Origin of the sequence: Geobacillus sp. BK01, from assembly GCF_052220245.1 — a bacterium.
In the GTDB taxonomy this organism is placed as follows: Bacteria; Bacillota; Bacilli; order Bacillales; family Anoxybacillaceae; genus Geobacillus.
Map to the genome: position 1 here is coordinate 15,439 of NZ_JBQPTH010000015.1, position 19,538 is coordinate 34,976.

19 protein-coding genes and 1 other annotated feature are annotated in these 19,538 nt (G+C 50.9%); all 19 genes read left to right on the top strand.

Annotation, left to right across the window (positions count from 1 at the left end):
* The first annotated feature begins 106 nt into the window (after nt 1-106).
* Entirely contained in the window at nt 107-256 is a 150-nt protein-coding gene (gene rpmG, locus ACTVDO_RS13215; RefSeq protein WP_071990863.1) for a 50S ribosomal protein L33, read from the top strand.
* Between the two features lie 40 nt (nt 257-296).
* Nucleotides 297-479 (top strand): preprotein translocase subunit SecE, encoded by a 183-nt coding sequence (gene secE / locus ACTVDO_RS13220; protein WP_020958346.1) that lies wholly within the window; start codon nt 297-299, stop codon nt 477-479.
* Between the two features lie 113 nt (nt 480-592).
* Complete coding sequence (gene nusG, locus ACTVDO_RS13225) at nt 593-1,126, top strand: transcription termination/antitermination protein NusG (protein ID WP_020958347.1); 534 nt, start codon at nt 593-595, stop codon at nt 1,124-1,126.
* 240 nt (nt 1,127-1,366) lie between these two features.
* Nucleotides 1,367-1,792 (top strand): 50S ribosomal protein L11, encoded by a 426-nt coding sequence (gene rplK, locus ACTVDO_RS13230; RefSeq protein ID WP_008882034.1) that lies wholly within the window; start codon nt 1,367-1,369, stop codon nt 1,790-1,792.
* Between the two features lie 201 nt (nt 1,793-1,993).
* Nucleotides 1,994-2,695 (top strand): 50S ribosomal protein L1, encoded by a 702-nt coding sequence (rplA, locus tag ACTVDO_RS13235; protein ID WP_020958348.1) that lies wholly within the window; start codon nt 1,994-1,996, stop codon nt 2,693-2,695.
* Nucleotides 2,696-2,741: 46 nt separating this feature from the next.
* Nucleotides 2,742-2,893, top strand: a sequence feature (ribosomal protein L10 leader region).
* 51 nt (nt 2,894-2,944) lie between these two features.
* Complete coding sequence (gene rplJ / locus ACTVDO_RS13240; protein ID WP_020958349.1) at nt 2,945-3,445, top strand: 50S ribosomal protein L10; 501 nt, start codon at nt 2,945-2,947, stop codon at nt 3,443-3,445.
* A gap of 49 nt (nt 3,446-3,494) precedes the next feature.
* Entirely contained in the window at nt 3,495-3,863 is a 369-nt protein-coding gene (gene rplL / locus ACTVDO_RS13245) for a 50S ribosomal protein L7/L12 (RefSeq protein WP_020958350.1), read from the top strand.
* 106 nt (nt 3,864-3,969) lie between these two features.
* Nucleotides 3,970-4,572, top strand: a complete 603-nt coding sequence (locus tag ACTVDO_RS13250) for a class I SAM-dependent methyltransferase (protein WP_020958351.1) — start codon at nt 3,970-3,972, stop codon at nt 4,570-4,572.
* Nucleotides 4,573-4,977: 405 nt separating this feature from the next.
* A complete protein-coding gene (gene rpoB, locus ACTVDO_RS13255) occupies nt 4,978-8,550 on the top strand; it encodes a DNA-directed RNA polymerase subunit beta (RefSeq protein ID WP_020958352.1) in 3,573 nt (1,190 codons plus the stop codon).
* 112 nt (nt 8,551-8,662) lie between these two features.
* Nucleotides 8,663-12,262: a DNA-directed RNA polymerase subunit beta' gene (rpoC, locus tag ACTVDO_RS13260; protein WP_020958353.1), complete on the top strand. Its 3,600-nt coding sequence runs from the start codon at nt 8,663-8,665 to the stop codon at nt 12,260-12,262.
* 134 nt (nt 12,263-12,396) lie between these two features.
* The gene (locus ACTVDO_RS13265; RefSeq protein ID WP_020958354.1) at nt 12,397-12,645 is read left to right on the top strand and encodes a 50S ribosomal protein L7ae-like protein; all 249 of its coding nucleotides are present in this window, start codon (nt 12,397-12,399) and stop codon (nt 12,643-12,645) included.
* 90 nt (nt 12,646-12,735) lie between these two features.
* Entirely contained in the window at nt 12,736-13,158 is a 423-nt protein-coding gene (gene rpsL / locus ACTVDO_RS13270) for a 30S ribosomal protein S12 (RefSeq protein WP_020958355.1), read from the top strand.
* Between the two features lie 40 nt (nt 13,159-13,198).
* Nucleotides 13,199-13,669 (top strand): 30S ribosomal protein S7, encoded by a 471-nt coding sequence (gene rpsG / locus ACTVDO_RS13275; RefSeq protein ID WP_020958356.1) that lies wholly within the window; start codon nt 13,199-13,201, stop codon nt 13,667-13,669.
* 185 nt (nt 13,670-13,854) lie between these two features.
* Entirely contained in the window at nt 13,855-15,933 is a 2,079-nt protein-coding gene (fusA, locus tag ACTVDO_RS13280) for an elongation factor G (protein WP_442901692.1), read from the top strand.
* Between the two features lie 123 nt (nt 15,934-16,056).
* Nucleotides 16,057-17,244: an elongation factor Tu gene (gene tuf, locus ACTVDO_RS13285; protein ID WP_020958358.1), complete on the top strand. Its 1,188-nt coding sequence runs from the start codon at nt 16,057-16,059 to the stop codon at nt 17,242-17,244.
* 383 nt (nt 17,245-17,627) lie between these two features.
* Nucleotides 17,628-17,936, top strand: coding sequence for a 30S ribosomal protein S10 (gene rpsJ, locus ACTVDO_RS13290; protein WP_008881945.1), 309 nt, complete (start codon nt 17,628-17,630; stop codon nt 17,934-17,936).
* Nucleotides 17,937-17,961: 25 nt separating this feature from the next.
* The gene (gene rplC / locus ACTVDO_RS13295; RefSeq protein WP_020958359.1) at nt 17,962-18,597 is read left to right on the top strand and encodes a 50S ribosomal protein L3; all 636 of its coding nucleotides are present in this window, start codon (nt 17,962-17,964) and stop codon (nt 18,595-18,597) included.
* 29 nt (nt 18,598-18,626) lie between these two features.
* Nucleotides 18,627-19,250: a 50S ribosomal protein L4 gene (gene rplD, locus ACTVDO_RS13300; RefSeq protein WP_020958360.1), complete on the top strand. Its 624-nt coding sequence runs from the start codon at nt 18,627-18,629 to the stop codon at nt 19,248-19,250.
* The gene (gene rplW, locus ACTVDO_RS13305) at nt 19,250-19,537 is read left to right on the top strand and encodes a 50S ribosomal protein L23 (RefSeq protein WP_020958361.1); all 288 of its coding nucleotides are present in this window, start codon (nt 19,250-19,252) and stop codon (nt 19,535-19,537) included. Before rplD ends, rplW begins: the two co-directional genes overlap by 1 nt.
* Nucleotide 19,538: the final 1 nt, after the last annotated feature.

Here is a 19,538-nt window from a genome sequence, read left to right on the forward strand (position 1 = left end):
GCGGCGCACCGGCCTGCGCCAAGGGCAGACGAAAACATGGCATTGACAGCAGAAACGTTGATATGATAAATTTTTATGGACATCTTACGGGAACGGTGAAATGTTTATGCGCCAAAAAGTAACGCTCGCTTGCGCGCAGTGTGGAAGCCGGAACTATACGACTACAAAACAGGCAAACCGCCTTGGTGAGCGCCTAATGGCCAATAAATTTTGCCCAACATGCAACAAACATACCGCCCATCGTGAAACAAAGTGAGCGGTGGGGACAGTTTTGAGCAATCGTGGAGGTACGAGTGATGCAGCGAGTAACCAACTTTTTTAAAGAAGTCGTACGCGAACTGAAAAAGGTAAGTTGGCCAAACAGAAAGGAGCTAGTCAACTATACGGCGGTTGTGTTGGCCACGGTGGCGTTCTTCACCATCTTTTTTGCCGTTGTTGATCTCGGCATTTCGCAGTTAATTCGCCTTGTGTTTGAATAAGCGGGCGAATGATATGCTATAATGAAAGATAATCGTACGAGTATGGAACCCGGCAACGGGTTTTTGTTTTGCGCAAAAACACAAAATGAAAACCGCCCTAGGGAGGCTCGCTGATGGAGAAAAACTGGTATGTCGTCCATACATATTCGGGATACGAAAATAAAGTGAAAGCCAATTTGGAAAAACGCGTTGAATCAATGGGGATGCAAGATAAAATTTTCCGGGTTGTCGTCCCAGAGGAGACGGAAACGGACATTAAGAATGGAAAACGGAAAACGACAAAAAGGAAAGTATTTCCTGGCTATGTGCTCGTTGAAATGGTCATGACCGATGATTCATGGTACGTCGTGCGCAACACACCGGGCGTGACCGGGTTTGTCGGTTCGAGCGGAGCCGGTTCGAAACCGACACCGCTCATGGAGGAAGAAGTAAAAATGATTTTGAAGCGGATGGGCATGCCGCTCGCTGATGTTGATGTCGACTATGAGGTCAGCGAGACGGTCCGGATTAAAGAAGGTCCGTTTGCGAATTTCACCGGAAAAATTGAAGCGATTGACCCTGATAAACATAAGGTGAAGCTGCTTGTCGACATGTTCGGGCGCGAAACGCGGATGGAGTTGGAGTTTTCGCAAATAGAAAAAATCTAATGGAAAACAACTTGCAATCACTATTGAAAAGTGATAATATTTTAAAGTCAGTATGTCTTGAGTTTTAGACAAGGCATGCAGCGATGAACTTATACGCGCTGTATAAGGGAGCAAACGTGCTTTATGCGCTGATCCTCCCGACGGAAACGGGAGATATGGAGCGGCTCTTTCTATATAGAGCCAAATGAGTGGGAGGGGCAATCCCTATTACCACATCACGGACTTAAGGAGGTGTGTCTCGTGGCGAAAAAAGTAATCAAGATCGTCAAACTGCAAATTCCTGCAGGGAAAGCGAATCCGGCGCCGCCAGTAGGTCCTGCGTTAGGTCAAGCCGGTGTTAATATTATGGCGTTTTGTAAAGAGTTTAATGCCCGTACAGCCGACCAAGCAGGGTTGATCATTCCGGTTGAAATTACGGTTTTTGAGGACCGTTCATTTACATTCATCACGAAAACGCCGCCAGCCGCTGTATTGTTGAAAAAAGCGGCCGGCATCGAATCGGGCTCCGGCGAACCGAACCGCAACAAAGTGGCGACGATCAAGCGCGACAAAGTGCGTGAGATTGCCGAGTTGAAAATGCCGGATTTGAATGCGGCGAGCATTGAAGCAGCCATGCGCATGGTTGAAGGCACGGCTCGCAGCATGGGCATCGTGATTGAAGACTAAGGCCGACGTGCTGTCCGGGGGGGGGTTGCGTATTCCGCAACCTCTCTCTCCATGGGCAAAAAAAGGTCTTTTATGATTGAATGAAGGACAGTCCTTTCAGAAGGCGGCTGTCTGCTGAATGGTCCACCTTCGAAAGAAGCGAAGGTTGTTTCATCGTGGGAGGTTTTTTCCGCTAAAACCACAATCGAGGAGGATTTTGAGATGCCGAAAAGAGGGAAAAAGTACTTAGAAGCGTTGAAGCTCGTTGACCGCTTCAAAGCCTATCCGGTTGCTGAAGCGATCGAGCTCGTGAAAAAAACGAACGTCGCAAAATTTGATGCGACGGTTGAAGTCGCGTTTCGTTTAGGTGTTGACCCGAAAAAAGCGGACCAACAAATTCGCGGTGCTGTCGTTCTGCCGCACGGCACAGGGAAAGTGGCGCGCGTGTTAGTGTTCGCGAAAGGGGAAAAAGCGAAAGAAGCAGAAGCAGCTGGCGCTGACTATGTTGGCGATACGGAATATATTAACAAAATCCAACAAGGATGGTTTGACTTTGACGTCGTTGTCGCTACGCCGGACATGATGGGTGAAGTCGGGAAACTCGGACGCATTTTAGGTCCGAAAGGGTTAATGCCGAACCCGAAAACCGGCACGGTCACGTTTGACGTAACGAAAGCGGTGCAAGAAATCAAAGCTGGTAAAGTAGAATACCGCGTCGACAAAGCCGGTAACATTCACGTGCCGATCGGCAAAGTATCGTTTGACAGCGAAAAGTTGGTTGAAAACTTTGCGACGGTTTACGAAGCGATTTTGAAAGCCAAACCGGCAGCGGCTAAAGGGACGTATGTCAAAAACGTGACGATTACGTCAACGATGGGCCCTGGTATTAAAGTGGACCCGACGACCGTAGCGGTTGCGCAATAACGGTTGACTTTTATCCATTAGTCTGATAAAATGCTATTTGGCTGAAAACCGAATATCATTTGTACCGTAGACAGTAGGTGCCTGCTCTAGGCTTAATTTCCTACCGAGGTATGTGGACGATAGACAATGCGCTGTTGATCGCGGTGCGTTGAACGATACCTCCATGTCTACGCGGCATGGGGGTTTTTTATTGAACGGCCAAACGGTATAAGTGGTATTCCACCATTTTCTTTGCAGGAGGTGCAGGACGTGTCGAGCGCGATTGAACTGAAAAAACAAGTGGTCGCTGAGATCGCGGAGAAATTCCGTGCCAGCAAGGCGACCGTCATCGTCGATTACCGCGGCTTAAACGTGGCGGAAATGACCGAGCTGCGCAAACAGCTGCGCGAAGCAGGCATTGAGTTCAAAGTGTACAAAAACACGATGACCCGCCGGGCGCTCGCGGAAATCGGCCTAGAAGGATTGAATGAGGTGTTTACCGGCCCGAACGCCATCGCATTCAGCAATGAAGATGTTGTAGCGCCGGCGAAAGTTTTAAGCGAGTTTGCCAAAACGCACGAGGCGTTGGAAATCAAAGGCGGCGTCATTGAAGGAAACGTCGCCAGCAAAGAAGAAATCGACGCCTTGGCGAAACTTCCGTCCCGCGAAGGGTTGCTCTCGATGTTGCTTAGCGTTCTTCAAGCCCCAATCCGCAACTTTGCGCTTGCGGTTAAGGCAGTGGCCGACAAACAAGAAGAACAAGGCGCGTAATGGCGCATATCGATGTGCATAACGAACATTACACAAGGAGGAAATGACGATGACGAAAGAACAAATCATTGAAGCAGTGAAAAATATGACGGTATTGGAATTAAATGAATTAGTCAAAGCGATTGAAGAAGAATTCGGCGTAACGGCCGCGGCTCCGGTTGTTGTTGCTGGCGGCGCAGCAGCTGGCGCTGAAGCAGCAGCTGAGAAAACAGAATTTGATGTCATCCTCGCTGATGCCGGCGCGCAAAAAATCAAAGTCATCAAAGTCGTTCGCGAAATCACTGGCCTCGGCTTGAAAGAAGCGAAAGACTTGGTTGACAACACGCCGAAACCGGTCAAAGAAGCTGTTTCGAAAGAGGAAGCTGAAGAAATTAAAGCAAAACTTGAAGAAGTTGGCGCGAAAGTTGAAGTGAAGTAATGGCGTCGCGATAAAAAAGGGGCTGACCCGGGCAAGGGGCGGCCTCTTTTTTGTTACACTATAGTAATGAAGGGTGATGATGCTTGCCAACAAAGGAGGGGTTGTTGTGAATGAACATTACTATTCGGCCAGACCGACGTCGGAGCGGAAACCGGAAACATGGACGTTTACATTGCGAGGGCACGAATTCCGCTTTACGACCGACAGTGGAGTATTCTCAAAGCGCGAGGTCGATTTCGGCACGCGTTTGCTGATTGAAACATTTCAACAACCGGACGTTGCCGGCGATTTGTTGGATGTCGGCTGTGGGTACGGGCCGATTGGGCTCGCCCTAGCCAAATCGTTTCCTGACCGCCGCATCCAGATGATCGATGTTAATGAGCGGGCGTTAGAGCTGGCGGAAGAAAACAGGCGAGCAAACGGCATCCATAATGCGATGATTTATAAAAGCGACTTGTTTTCGGAAGTTGGGGAACAGCGGTTTGCGGCGATTGTCACCAATCCGCCGATCCGGGCCGGCAAGCGGGTTGTCCATGCGATTTTTGAACAAAGTCGGGATCATCTAGTCCATAATGGGGAACTATGGGTTGTCATTCAAAAGAAACAAGGTGCTCCATCTGCGCTGCAAAAGCTGAATGAATGGTTTGCCGCTGTAGAGGTCGTCGCGAAGAAAAAAGGATATTATATCATAAAGTCGAAAAAATGTTGACACCGTTTTTTTATTGTGGTAGCATTATAAAATGCTAAATATGCACATTTCCCGTGTAAAGGGGATGACGTATAATTTTGGATACAATGGAAAAAATGATAAAATCAATAAATAGCTAAACATATGGTTTTCTACTGGATAGAAACCATTTTCTTTTTTTCTCCATCCAACGCCTGGTTTCCTCGCGCCGGGAGCATGTTGAATCCCCTTAACGAAACGGTGGTGCCACAGCCGAGCCGTTTCCGTTCGGACGGCGGGGGGCCGGCCGTATGCATGCCTAGCGCTTTGCCCCGGAATGACGGAGCGCCCAGACTGCCTTGGCGGCTATCCGGCCAGCCAGGTGGATGGACGCGATGTTCCGCTTCCGGTTTTCACTAATGTCTACATTTGAGGGGTGAATCACTCTTGACAGGCCGACTAGTTCAATACGGGCGACACCGCCAACGAAGAAGTTATGCACGCATTAGCGAAGTGCTGGAATTGCCGAACTTGATTGAAATCCAAACGTCTTCGTACCAATGGTTTCTCGATGAAGGACTGCGGGAAATGTTCAAGGAAATTTCTCCGATCGAGGACTTTTCCGGCAATCTCTCTCTTGAATTTATCGACTATAGCTTAGGAGAGCCAAAATATTCGGTTGAAGAGGCAAAAGAACGCGACGTTACATATGCGGCGCCGCTTCGCGTGAAAGTTCGCCTCATCAATAAAGAGACGGGCGAAGTGAAAGAACAAGACGTGTTCATGGGTGATTTTCCACTGATGACGGAAACGGGCACGTTTATCATCAACGGGGCGGAGCGTGTGATCGTCTCCCAGCTCGTCCGCTCGCCAAGCGTCTATTACAGTGATAAAATCGATAAAAACGGGAAACGCGGCTATTCGGCAACAGTGATTCCGAACCGCGGCGCATGGCTCGAATATGAAACCGATGCGAAAGACGTCGTTTACGTTCGTATCGACCGCACCCGTAAATTGCCTGTTACGGTGCTTCTTCGTGCGCTTGGGTTCAGCTCCGACCAAGAAATCGTCGACTTGCTTGGTGATAACGAATATTTGCGAAATACGCTTGAAAAAGATAATACCGACAGCACGGAAAAAGCGTTGATCGAAATTTATGAGCGTCTCCGCCCGGGTGAGCCGCCAACCCTAGAGAACGCGAAAAGTTTGCTTGCGTCGCGCTTTTTTGACCCGAAACGATACGATCTGGCCAGTGTAGGACGCTATAAAATCAACAAAAAACTTCATATTAAAAACCGCTTGTTTAACCAGCGGCTGGCAGAAACGATCGTCGATCCGGAAACGGGAGAAGTCATCGCTGAGGCTGGGGCCATCATCGACCGCCGGATGCTGAACCGCCTGTTGCCGTATTTGGAAAAAGGAGTCGGACTGCAGATGCACCGCCCGGCTGAAGGAGTGGCGGACGGTCCGATTGAGGTGCAGACGGTGAAAATTTACGCGCCGAATGACCCAGACAATGAAAAGGTGATCAACATCATCGGCAACGGTTTTATCGCCGAAGATGTCAAACATATTACGCCGGCGGACATCATTGCCTCGATCAGTTATTTCTTCAACTTGCTTCACGGTGTCGGCGATACGGACGACATCGACCATTTAGGCAACCGCCGTCTCCGTTCAGTCGGCGAACTGTTGCAAAACCAATTCCGCATCGGCTTGTCGCGGATGGAGCGCGTCGTGCGTGAGCGCATGTCGATCCAAGATACGAACACGATTACACCGCAGCAGCTCATCAACATTCGCCCGGTGATCGCGGCGATTAAGGAATTTTTTGGCAGCTCGCAGCTGTCGCAGTTTATGGATCAGACGAACCCGTTGGCTGAGTTGACGCATAAACGCCGCCTTTCTGCGCTTGGCCCTGGCGGATTGACGCGCGAGCGCGCCGGATTTGAAGTGCGCGATGTCCACTATTCGCATTATGGGCGGATGTGTCCGATCGAGACGCCGGAAGGCCCGAACATCGGGTTGATCAACTCATTGTCCACGTATGCGAAGGTGAACAAATTCGGTTTTATTGAAACGCCGTACCGGCGCGTTGATCCGGAGACGGGAAAAGTAACGGACCAAATCGACTATTTGACGGCCGATGAAGAAGACAATTACGTTGTGGCGCAAGCGAACGTGCCGCTTGCGGAAGACGGGACGTTCCTTGAAGAAAATGTCATCGCCCGTTTCCGCGGTGAAAACATCGTTGTGAAGCGCGACCGCGTCGACTACATGGACGTGTCGCCGAAGCAAGTTGTTTCCGCGGCGACGGCATGCATCCCGTTTTTGGAGAATGACGACTCCAACCGCGCTTTGATGGGCGCGAACATGCAGCGTCAAGCAGTGCCGCTGTTAGAACCGGAAGCGCCGATCGTCGGTACAGGAATGGAGTATGTTTCAGCGAAAGATTCGGGTGCGGCGGTTATTTGCAAGCACCGCGGCATTGTCGAACGTGTTGAGGCAAAGGAAATTTGGGTACGGCGACTCATTGAGGTCGACGGCAAAGAAGTCAAGGGTGATCTAGATAAATATCGGTTGCTGAAGTTTATTCGTTCCAACCAAGGCACTTGCTACAACCAACGGCCGATCGTGAAAAAAGGCGATATCGTCGAAAAGGGTGAAATTTTGGCTGACGGCCCGTCGATGGATAAAGGTGAACTGGCGCTTGGTCGCAATGTGCTCGTTGCCTTTATGACGTGGGACGGCTACAACTACGAAGATGCCATCATCATGAGTGAGCGCCTTGTTAAAGAAGACGTGTACACATCGGTCCACATTGAGGAATACGAGGCGGAATCGCGCGACACGAAACTCGGTCCGGAAGAAATTACGCGCGACATCCCGAACGTCGGTGAAGATGCGTTGAAAAACTTGGATGAGCGCGGCATCGTCCGCATCGGCGCCGAAGTAAAGGACGGCGACTTGCTCGTCGGCAAAGTGACGCCAAAAGGGATGACCGAATTGACGGCCGAGGAGCGGTTGCTCCATGCCATCTTTGGTGAAAAAGCGCGTGAGGTGCGCGATACGTCGCTGCGCGTCCCGCACGGCGGCGGCGGTATTGTTCTTGACGTGAAAGTATTTAACCGCGAAGATGGCGACGAACTCCCGCCAGGCGTCAACCAACTTGTCCGCGTCTACATCGTGCAGAAGCGGAAAATTTCCGAAGGTGACAAAATGGCGGGTCGCCATGGGAACAAAGGTGTTATTTCCCGTATTCTTCCAGAAGAAGATATGCCGTTCTTGCCCGATGGCACGCCGGTTGACATCATGTTAAACCCGCTCGGCGTTCCATCGCGGATGAACATCGGGCAAGTGTTTGAGCTGCATCTTGGCATGGCGGCGCGAAAGCTCGGCTTGCATATCGCTTCTCCGGTCTTTGACGGAGCGACGGAGGAAGATGTTTGGAACATTCTTGAAGAAGCCGGCATGGCGCGTGATGCCAAAACCGTGCTATATGACGGGCGGACGGGTGAACCGTTTGACAACCGCGTGTCGGTCGGTATTATGTATATGATTAAGCTCGCCCACATGGTTGATGACAAGCTTCATGCCCGTTCAACAGGTCCGTACTCACTCGTCACCCAGCAGCCGCTCGGCGGCAAGGCACAGTTTGGCGGCCAGCGTTTCGGCGAGATGGAGGTATGGGCGCTTGAAGCGTACGGTGCGGCATACACATTGCAAGAAATTTTGACTGTTAAATCCGACGACGTTGTCGGCCGCGTCAAAACATACGAAGCGATCGTCAAAGGGGAAAACATTCCGGAGCCGGGCGTGCCGGAGTCGTTTAAAGTGTTGATTAAGGAGCTGCAAAGTTTAGGGATGGACGTCACGATTTTGACAGGTGATGAGCAAGAAATCAACATGGAAAACTTTGACGACGACGATGACCATGCGCCGGATGCGATTATGGTCGACGTTAAGCCGATCGAGCCGGAAGAGGTTGACGAAGAAAAAGACGCGGTGACGAAAGAGTAACCGGCAATGGCGGCAAGGCGGGGAGCATTTCCCCGCCCGCGGCCATTGAAGCGAACGGTTGGCGAACAAGCCTTGGAGCAAAACCGACGGATCAAAGAGGGAGGTATACCCCTTGCTAGATGTCAATAAATTCGAGTATATGAAAATCGGGCTCGCTTCCCCGGAGAAAATTCGCTCTTGGTCGTACGGTGAAGTCAAAAAACCGGAAACGATCAACTACCGGACGTTAAAGCCGGAAAAAGACGGCCTGTTTTGTGAGCGCATTTTCGGCCCGACGAAAGACTGGGAGTGCCATTGCGGCAAATATAAGCGCGTCCGTTACAAAGGGGTTGTTTGTGACCGCTGCGGCGTCGAGGTGACGCGTTCAAAAGTCCGCCGCGAACGGATGGGTCATATCGAGCTCGCCGCTCCCGTTTCGCACATCTGGTATTTTAAAGGCATCCCGAGCCGGATGGGTCTTGTGCTTGACATGTCGCCACGGGCGCTCGAGGAAGTGATTTACTTTGCTTCTTACGTCGTCACCGACCCGGGCGATACGCCGCTTGAGAAAAAACAGTTGTTATCGGAAAAAGAATACCGCGCCTATCGCGAGAAATACGGCCAGTCGTTCCAAGCATCGATGGGGGCGGAGGCGATTAAAAAGCTTCTCCAAGACATCGACTTGGATAAAGAAGTAACTACACTGAAAGAAGAGTTGAAAACGGCGCAAGGGCAGCGGCGCGCCCGCATCATTAAACGCCTTGAAGTGCTTGAGGCGTTCCGCAGCTCGGGAAACGACCCGGCTTGGATGGTGCTCGATGTACTGCCAGTCATTCCGCCGGAACTCCGCCCGATGGTCCAACTCGATGGAGGACGGTTTGCGACATCGGACTTAAACGATTTATACCGCCGTGTGATTAACCGCAACAACCGTCTGAAACGGTTGCTTGACCTTGGCGCGCCGAACATTATCGTTCAAAACGAGAAACGGATGCTGCAAGAGGCAGTCGATGCTTTGATCGACAACGGCCGCCGCGGCCGCCCGGTCACTGGGCCGGGGAACCGCCCATTAAAGTCGCTTTCCCATATGCTGAAAGGAAAGCAAGGACGCTTCCGGCAAAACTTGCTCGGCAAACGGGTCGACTATTCCGGCCGTTCCGTCATTGTTGTCGGTCCGAACTTAAAAATGTATCAATGCGGGCTGCCGAAAGAAATGGCGCTCGAGCTGTTTAAGCCGTTCGTCATGAAGGAGCTTGTCGAGAGGGGCTTGGCGCATAACATTAAAAGCGCAAAACGGAAAATTGAACGCGTACACCCTGAGGTATGGGATGTACTTGAAGACGTCATTAAAGAGCATCCGGTGTTGTTAAACCGTGCCCCGACGCTCCACCGCCTCGGGATTCAGGCGTTTGAGCCGACGCTTGTCGAAGGCCGGGCGATCCGTCTTCATCCGCTCGTTTGTACGGCGTACAATGCGGACTTTGACGGCGACCAAATGGCGGTGCACGTGCCGCTGTCGGCCGAGGCACAGGCTGAAGCACGCTTGTTGATGCTGGCGGCGCAAAACATTTTGAACCCGAAAGATGGAAAGCCGGTCGTTACCCCTTCGCAAGACATGGTTTTAGGAAACTATTACTTGACGATGGAACGCGAGGGGGCAGTCGGCGAGGGCATGGTATTCAAGGATACGGACGAGGCGCTGCTCGCCTACCATAACGGTTATGTCCATCTCCATTCACGCATCGCTGTCCATGCCGGCTCGCTGAAAAACGAAACGTTTACCGAGGAACAAAACAACAAACTGCTGCTGACGACGGTTGGGAAGCTCATTTTCAACGAAATTTTGCCGAAGTCGTTCCCGTACATTAACGAGCCGACGACGGAAAATATCGAAGGGCGGACACCGGATAAATATTTCCTTGACAAAGGGACCGACGTGCGCGAAGAGATCCGCAAGCGCGAACTTGTGCCGCCGTTTAAGAAAAAAGTGCTTGGGCAAATTATCGCCGAAGTATTCAAGCGGTTCAAAATTACCGAAACATCAAAGATGCTCGACCGCATGAAAGATCTCGGTTTCAAATACTCAACGAAAGCCGGCATTACGATCGGCGTTGCTGATATCGTTGTTTTGCCGGAAAAACAAGAAATTTTGGATGAAGCACAAGCGAAAGTTGACACCGTTTTGAAGCAGTTCCGCCGCGGGTTGATTACCGACGAAGAGCGGTATGAACGCGTTATCTCCGTTTGGAGCGCGGCGAAAGATAAAATCCAAGATCGGTTGATGAAATCGCTCGATAAGCGCAACCCGATCTTTATGATGAGCGATTCCGGAGCGCGGGGGAACGCGTCGAACTTTACGCAGCTCGCAGGGATGCGCGGCTTGATGGCCAACCCGGCGGGCCGGATTATCGAGCTGCCGATCAAATCGTCGTTCCGCGAAGGCTTAACGGTATTGGAGTACTTCATCTCGACGCACGGCGCTCGGAAAGGGTTGGCGGATACGGCGTTGAAAACGGCCGATTCGGGCTATCTCACGAGACGTCTCGTTGACGTGGCGCAAGATGTCATCGTCCGTGAAGAAGACTGCGGCACCGACCGCGGCATTTTGGCGCGCGCGTTAACGGACGGTACGGAAGTCGTCGTCAAGCTTGAGGAACGGCTTGTCGGCCGCTATGCGCACAAAACGGTGCACCATCCGGAAACGGGCAAAGTAATCGTCCGGAAAGATGAGATGATTACTGAAGATATCGCGAATGAGATCGTCAAGGCCGGTGTTACGGAAGTATGGATTCGCTCCGTCTTTGCTTGTAACACGCGTCACGGTGTGTGCAAAAAATGTTACGGTCGCAACATGGCGACGGGCATGGACGTTGAAGTTGGCGAGGCGGTCGGTATTATCGCCGCTCAATCAATCGGCGAGCCGGGTACGCAGCTGACAATGCGGACGTTCCATACGGGCGGCGTCGCCGGGGACGATATCACCCAAGGTTTGCCGCGGGTGCAAGAGCTGTTTGAAGCGCGCAACCCGAAAGGGCAAGCGGTTATTTCAGAAATTGATGGTACGGTTGTCTCGATTAACGAAACCCGTGACCATCAGTACGAAATCGTTGTGCAAAGCGAAGTCGAGACGCGCTCGTATGTAGCCCCATACAATGCACGTCTAAAAGTCGAAGAAGGGCAGCACGTTGAACGCGGCCAGGAGTTAACGGAAGGCTCGGTTGATCCGAAACAGCTGCTGCGCGTACGAGATATTACGTCCGTTCAAGAATACTTGCTCCGTGAAGTGCAAAAGGTGTACCGGATGCAAGGGGTCGAAATTAGCGATAAGCACATTGAGGTGATGGTGCGGCAAATGCTGCGCAAAGTGCGCGTTATCGATGCCGGCGATACGGATGTGCTGCCGGGCACGCTTTTGGATGTTCACCAGTTTACGGATGTCAATACGCAGGCTATCCGCGAAGGAAAGCGGCCGGCAACAGCCCGCCCGGTGCTGCTTGGCATTACGAAAGCGTCGCTTGAAACGGATTCGTTCTTGTCGGCGGCTTCGTTCCAAGAAACGACGCGCGTCTTAACCGATGCGGCGATCAAAGGAAAACGGGACGAGTTGCTCGGCTTGAAAGAAAACGTCATTATCGGCAAACTTGTCCCGGCCGGAACAGGTATGGCCCGCTACCGCAACGTAAAGCCTGCCGTCAAGAAGGAAACGGCTGGCGACACCGTTCCGTCTAAATAAAACGAAAAAGCGCGGCCGGCTAAGTGGCTCTTGGCCGGCCCTTCCTTGATAAAAAATACAGTTGACAACGGACGGAGAAAGTGGTAGTCTAATAAAGGTGTTCCAACAACCTGGTACTTTGGAGGATATGTTACATGTCTTATGAAAAAGTATTGCAGGCTGGGAAGGTCGTCATTGGAACCAAACAAACGATAAGGGCTTTAAAGGAAGGGAAGGCAACGGAAGTGATCGTAGCCGAAGATGCCGACTTGCCAATCATCGAAAAAGTGATGGCAGCAGCCAATGAGGCGAATGTGCCAGTCACGAAAGTCGATTCAATGAAAAAACTCGGCAAGGCATGCAAGATCCAGGTCGGCGCAGCTGCGGTGGCGATTCTTCGTTGAGTGCTTCGCCTTTAAAATCTTTGTTTGCATAAACAATGAACCACCTGGATATGTGGGCTTAAACGATGCATGTGAAAGGAGGATTTTTCAATGCCTACAATTAACCAATTAGTCCGCAAAGGACGCGAGAAAAAAGTATTTAAGTCAAAATCCCCTGCATTGAACAAAGGGTACAACAGCTTCAAAAAAGAACAAACGAACGTGTCGTCTCCGCAAAAACGCGGCGTATGCACGCGTGTCGGCACAATGACGCCGAAAAAACCGAACTCGGCGCTCCGGAAGTACGCTCGTGTCCGTCTGACGAACGGGATTGAAGTGACGGCTTACATTCCGGGAATCGGCCACAACTTGCAAGAACATAGCGTCGTGCTCATTCGTGGCGGACGTGTTAAAGACTTGCCAGGGGTGCGCTACCATATCGTCCGCGGTGCATTGGATACGGCGGGCGTAGCGAACCGGATGCAAGGCCGTTCGAAATACGGCGCGAAAAAGCCAAAAGCAGCGAAAAAATAATGAATGAAAGAGGATTTTTTTCCTGAAGGGAGGAAAAACTATGCCACGTAGAGGCCCTGTTGCTAAACGTGACGTATTGCCAGACCCGATTTACAATTCAAAACTTGTCACCCGTTTGATCAATAAAATGATGATTGACGGGAAAAAGTCGAAAGCACAAAAAATTCTTTACACTGCTTTTGATATTATCCGTGACCGCACGGGTAAAGACCCAATGGAAGTGTTTGAACAAGCGTTGAAAAACGTCATGCCGGTGTTGGAAGTGCGTGCTCGCCGCGTCGGTGGGGCGAACTACCAAGTTCCGGTTGAAGTCCGTCCGGATCGCCGCGTGTCCCTCGGGTTGCGTTGGCTCGTGCAATATTCCCGCCTTCGCGGTGAAAAAACGATGGAAGAACGCTTGGCGAACGAGATTATGGATGCAGCCAACAACACGGGTGCAGCGGTGAAAAAACGCGAAGATACGCATAAAATGGCTGAAGCGAACAAAGCGTTTGCTCATTACCGTTGGTAATAGGCGCTGCTCAAAGGAAATAGGTGAGAAGGCACGACTCATGTTGCCTGTTCACCTATATTCCTATATATTGTGGCCCTTTCGGCTGCGTGTATATAACTTCTCTAACACAAAGAGGATTGCGCCATAGATGGCGACGCCATCTACTTATATTTTATTTTGTAAGGAAGGAGAAAATAACCACTATGGCAAGAGAGTTCTCCTTAGAAAACACTCGCAACATAGGGATCATGGCGCACATTGACGCCGGGAAAACGACGACGACGGAACGGATACTGTTCTACACAGGCCGCGTTCATAAAATCGGGGAAGTGCATGAAGGCGCAGCCACGATGGACTGGATGGAGCAAGAGCAGGAGCGCGGGATTACGATTACGTCGGCGGCGACAACGGCTCAATGGAAAGGCCATCGCATCAACATTATCGACACGCCGGGGCACGTCGACTTCACGGTTGAGGTTGAGCGCTCGCTGCGCGTGTTGGACGGAGCCATTACAGTTCTTGACGCCCAATCCGGTGTCGAGCCGCAAACGGAAACAGTTTGGCGTCAAGCGACTACATATGGTGTTCCGCGGATTGTATTCGTCAACAAAATGGACAAAATCGGTGCGGACTTCTTGTATGCGGTAAAAACGCTCCATGACCGTTTGCAAGCGAATGCTCATCCGGTGCAGTTGCCGATCGGCGCTGAAGACCAATTCACCGGCATTATTGACCTCGTGGAAATGTGTGCATACCATTACCACGACGACCTTGGCAAAAACATCGAACGCATCGAAATTCCGGAAGACTACCGCGATCTGGCTGAAGAATATCATGGCAAACTCATTGAGGCGGTTGCGGAACTCGATGAAGAGCTGATGATGAAATATTTGGAAGGGGAAGAAATTACGAAAGAAGAGCTGAAAGCTGCCATCCGTAAGGCGACGATCAGCGTTGAATTCTATCCGGTCTTCTGTGGTTCGGCCTTTAAAAACAAAGGCGTTCAGCTGCTTCTTGACGGCGTTGTTGACTACTTGCCGTCTCCGATAGACATCCCGGCCATTCGCGGCACCATTCCGGATACGGAAGAAGAAGTAACGCGTGAAGCGCGCGACGATGCTCCGTTCTCGGCGTTGGCATTCAAAATTATGACTGACCCGTACGTCGGGAAGCTGACGTTCTTCCGCGTCTACTCCGGAACGCTTGATTCCGGTTCGTACGTGATGAACTCGACGAAACGGAAGCGCGAACGGATCGGCCGCCTGCTGCAAATGCACGCGAACCACCGCCAGGAAATCTCGACGGTATATGCCGGCGACATTGCCGCGGCGGTAGGTTTAAAAGATACGACGACCGGCGATACTCTATGTGACGAGAAAAACCTTGTCATCCTAGAGTCGATGCAATTCCCAGAGCCGGTTATTTCGGTGGCGATCGAACCGAAATCGAAAGCCGACCAAGACAAGATGGGTCAGGCGTTGCAAAAACTGCAAGAAGAAGACCCGACATTCCGTGCCCATACCGATCCGGAAACAGGACAAACGATCATTTCCGGGATGGGTGAGCTGCATCTTGACATTATCGTCGACCGGATGCGCCGCGAATTCAAAGTCGAAGCGAACGTTGGTGCGCCGCAAGTCGCTTACCGTGAAACGTTCCGCAAATCGGCACAAGTCGAGGGCAAATTCATTCGTCAGTCCGGTGGGCGTGGTCAATACGGTCACGTTTGGATTGAATTCTCGCCGAACGAGCGCGGTGAAGGCTTCGAATTCGAAAATGCCATCGTCGGTGGGGTTGTTCCAAAAGAGTACGTCCCGGCCGTTCAAGCCGGACTGGAAGAAGCGATGCAAAACGGCGTCCTAGCCGGTTATCCGGTTGTGGATATTAAAGCGAAACTGTTCGACGGATCCTACCATGATGTCGACTCGAGTGAGATGGCGTTCAAAATAGCTGCTTCCTTAGCGCTGAAAAATGCAGCAACAAAATGTGACCCGGTTCTCCTTGAACCGATCATGAAAGTCGAAGTTGTCATCCCTGAGGAATACCTCGGCGACATTATGGGTGACATCACCTCTCGCCGCGGCCGTGTCGAAGGGATGGAAGCGCGCGGAAACGCCCAAGTCGTTCGCGCAATGGTGCCGCTGGCCGAAATGTTTGGCTATGCAACATCGCTCCGTTCGAACACGCAAGGGCGCGGAACGTTCTCAATGGTATTTGACCATTACGAAGAAGTTCCGAAAAACATCGCCGATGAAATTATCAAAAAAAATAAAGGCGAGTAATTGATTTCTCTTGCTAGTTTCGCTATAAATACTTATGTAAGACTTGGGAACATTTTGTTCCCAAGCATCCTATACTTACTTAACTATATCAATCCATATTTTATTTTAAGGAGGATCTTTCTCATGGCTAAAGCGAAATTTGAGCGTACGAAACCGCACGTCAACATCGGCACAATCGGCCACGTTGACCATGGGAAAACGACGTTGACAGCTGCGATCACGACTGTTCTTGCAAAACAAGGAAAAGCGGAAGCGAGAGCGTACGACCAAATCGACGCGGCTCCGGAAGAGCGTGAACGCGGAATCACGATTTCGACGGCTCACGTTGAGTATGAAACAGACAACCGTCACTATGCGCACGTTGACTGCCCGGGCCACGCTGACTACGTGAAAAACATGATCACGGGCGCGGCGCAAATGGACGGTGCGATCCTTGTTGTATCGGCTGCTGACGGCCCGATGCCGCAAACGCGTGAACACATTCTTCTCTCCCGCCAAGTCGGTGTTCCGTACATCGTTGTGTTCTTGAACAAATGCGACATGGTGGATGACGAAGAATTGCTCGAACTCGTTGAAATGGAAGTTCGCGACCTTCTCTCTGAATACGACTTCCCGGGCGACGAAGTGCCGGTCATCAAAGGTTCGGCATTAAAAGCGCTTGAAGGCGACCCGCAATGGGAAGAAAAAATCGTTGAACTGATGAACGCGGTTGACGAGTATATCCCGACTCCGCAACGCGAAGTAGACAAACCGTTCATGATGCCGGTTGAGGACGTCTTCTCGATCACGGGCCGCGGTACGGTTGCGACGGGCCGTGTTGAACGCGGTACGTTGAAAGTCGGTGATCCGGTTGAAATCATCGGTCTTTCGGATGAACCGAAAACGACGACGGTTACGGGTGTGGAAATGTTCCGCAAGCTTCTTGACCAAGCAGAAGCTGGGGACAACATCGGTGCGCTTCTCCGCGGTGTATCCCGTGACGAAGTTGAGCGCGGCCAAGTATTGGCGAAACCGGGCTCGATCACGCCGCATACGAAATTTAAAGCGCAAGTTTACGTCTTGACGAAAGAAGAAGGCGGACGCCATACTCCGTTTTTCTCGAACTACCGCCCGCAATTCTACTTCCGTACAACGGACGTAACGGGCATCATCACGCTTCCGGAAGGCGTGGAAATGGTTATGCCTGGCGATAACATTGAAATGACAGTTGAACTGATCGCCCCGATCGCGATCGAGGAAGGAACGAAATTCTCGATCCGCGAAGGCGGCCGCACGGTTGGCGCTGGTTCTGTATCGGAGATCATTGAGTAATTGTTGTGAAAAGGATGTCCATCAATCGGGCATCCTTTTTCTTTTGCTTGCCAACGTTCATTCTTAGGGGACATGTATATCAATCTTCGTGGGCCACAGCGGCCTAACGATGTATTTTTTATGGACAGCGGCTTTTCATCTTTCCTCGGCCAGGAGGTGTATTGAAAATGAGGCGGCCGCTATGTATAATGAAGAAGTGTGGGAAAAGCGAAGAAATCACTTGCAATCTCGCTTACATACGAGTATAATATCAAATGTTGGTCTTTGACTGCGATGAAGCGGAAGGTTGCTGACACACCCGGCCGCTTTGCCACGGCCATGTGCAGGAAATTTCCGCGGAGAAGTCTATTTTTGAAAATAGGCGAAGAAGGAGGGAAAACCAAATGGCAAAAGAAAAAATTCGTATTCGGTTAAAAGCTTATGATCATCGGATTTTAGACCAATCGGCGGAGAAAATCGTCGAAACCGCAAAACGTTCTGGGGCAAAGGTATCGGGTCCGATCCCGTTGCCGACGGAAAGAACGGTTTATACCATTTTGCGTGCCGTTCACAAATACAAAGACTCCCGTGAACAGTTTGAAATGCGGACACATAAACGTTTGATCGACATCATTAATCCGACTCCGCAAACCGTTGACTCGTTAATGCGGTTAGATTTGCCGTCGGGCGTTGATATTGAAATTAAACTTTAATTCAATTGACTAGGAGGTGTGACAAATGACGAAAGGAATCTTAGGAAGAAAAATCGGTATGACGCAAGTATTTGCGGAAAACGGCGATTTGATTCCGGTAACCGTCATCGAAGCGACGCCGAACGTTGTGCTGCAAAAGAAAACGGTCGAAAACGACGGTTACGAAGCGATTCAATTAGGATTTGAAGATTTGAGCGTCAAGCGCGCCAACAAACCGCAAATCGGCCATGCTGCCAAAGCAAACACGGCACCTAAGCGCTTCATTCGTGAAATTCGCGGCGCCAACGTTGATGAGTATGAAGTGGGCCAAGAAGTGAAAGTGGACATTTTCAGTGAAGGCGACATCGTCGATGTCACAGGCGTTTCCAAAGGGAAAGGGTTCCAAGGGGTCATTAAACGCCATGGCCAATCGCGTGGACCAATGGCTCACGGCTCCCGTTACCATCGCCGTCCAGGTTCGATGGGGGCGATCGCGCCAAACCGCGTATTTAAAACGAAAAACTTGCCAGGCCGTACGGGCGGCGAACGCGTCACGATTCAAAACTTAAAAATTGTCAAAATCGACCCGGAACGCAACCTGTTGCTCATTAAAGGCAACGTACCGGGCCCGAGAAAAGGATTAGTCATCGTGAAAAGCGCCGTTAAAGCGAAGGCGAAATAACATTTGGCCAAGAAAGGAGGAACTACGTAATGCCAAAAGTAGCATTATATAACCAAAACGGACAGACGATCGGAGAAATCGAATTAAACGATGCCGTTTTTGGGATTGAACCGAATAAACACGTATTGTTCGAAGCAGTCATTATGCAACGCGCCTCGATGCGCCAAGGAACGCATAAAACGAAAAACCGCGCTGAAGTGAGCGGCGGCGGCCGCAAGCCTTGGCGTCAAAAGGGGACTGGACGCGCCCGCCAAGGTTCGATTCGCGCTCCACAATGGCGAGGCGGCGGTACGGTCTTTGGTCCGGTTCCGCGCAGCTACAGCTACAAATTGCCGAAGAAAGTCCGCCGTTTAGCGATTAAATCGGCGTTATCCTCGAAAGTGCTCGAAAACGACATTGTTGTATTGGATCAACTGTCACTTGAAGCACCGAAAACGAAAGAAATGGTGAAAATTTTAACTAACCTCGCGGTTGACCGGAAGGCGCTCATTGTAACCGACGAATTGAATGAGAACGTTTATTTGTCGGCGCGCAACATCCCGGGCGTCAAAGTCGTTTCTGCCAACGGCATCAACGTGCTTGACGTGTTGAACCATGACAAACTTGTCATGACGAAGGCGGCCGTGGAGAAAGTAGAGGAGGTGCTTGCATAATGAAAGACCCTCGCGACATTATTAAGCGCCCCATCATCACGGAAAATACGATGAATTTGGTCGGGGAACGGAAATATACGTTTGAAGTCGACGTCAAAGCGAACAAAACGGAAGTGAAAGACGCGGTAGAGAAAATTTTTGGCGTCAAAGTCGAAAAAGTCAACATCATGAACTATAAAGGGAAATTTAAACGCGTTGGCCGTTACAGCGGTTATACGAACCGCCGCCGCAAAGCGATCGTTACGCTGACGCCGGACAGCAAAGAAATCGAACTGTTTGAAGTGTAAG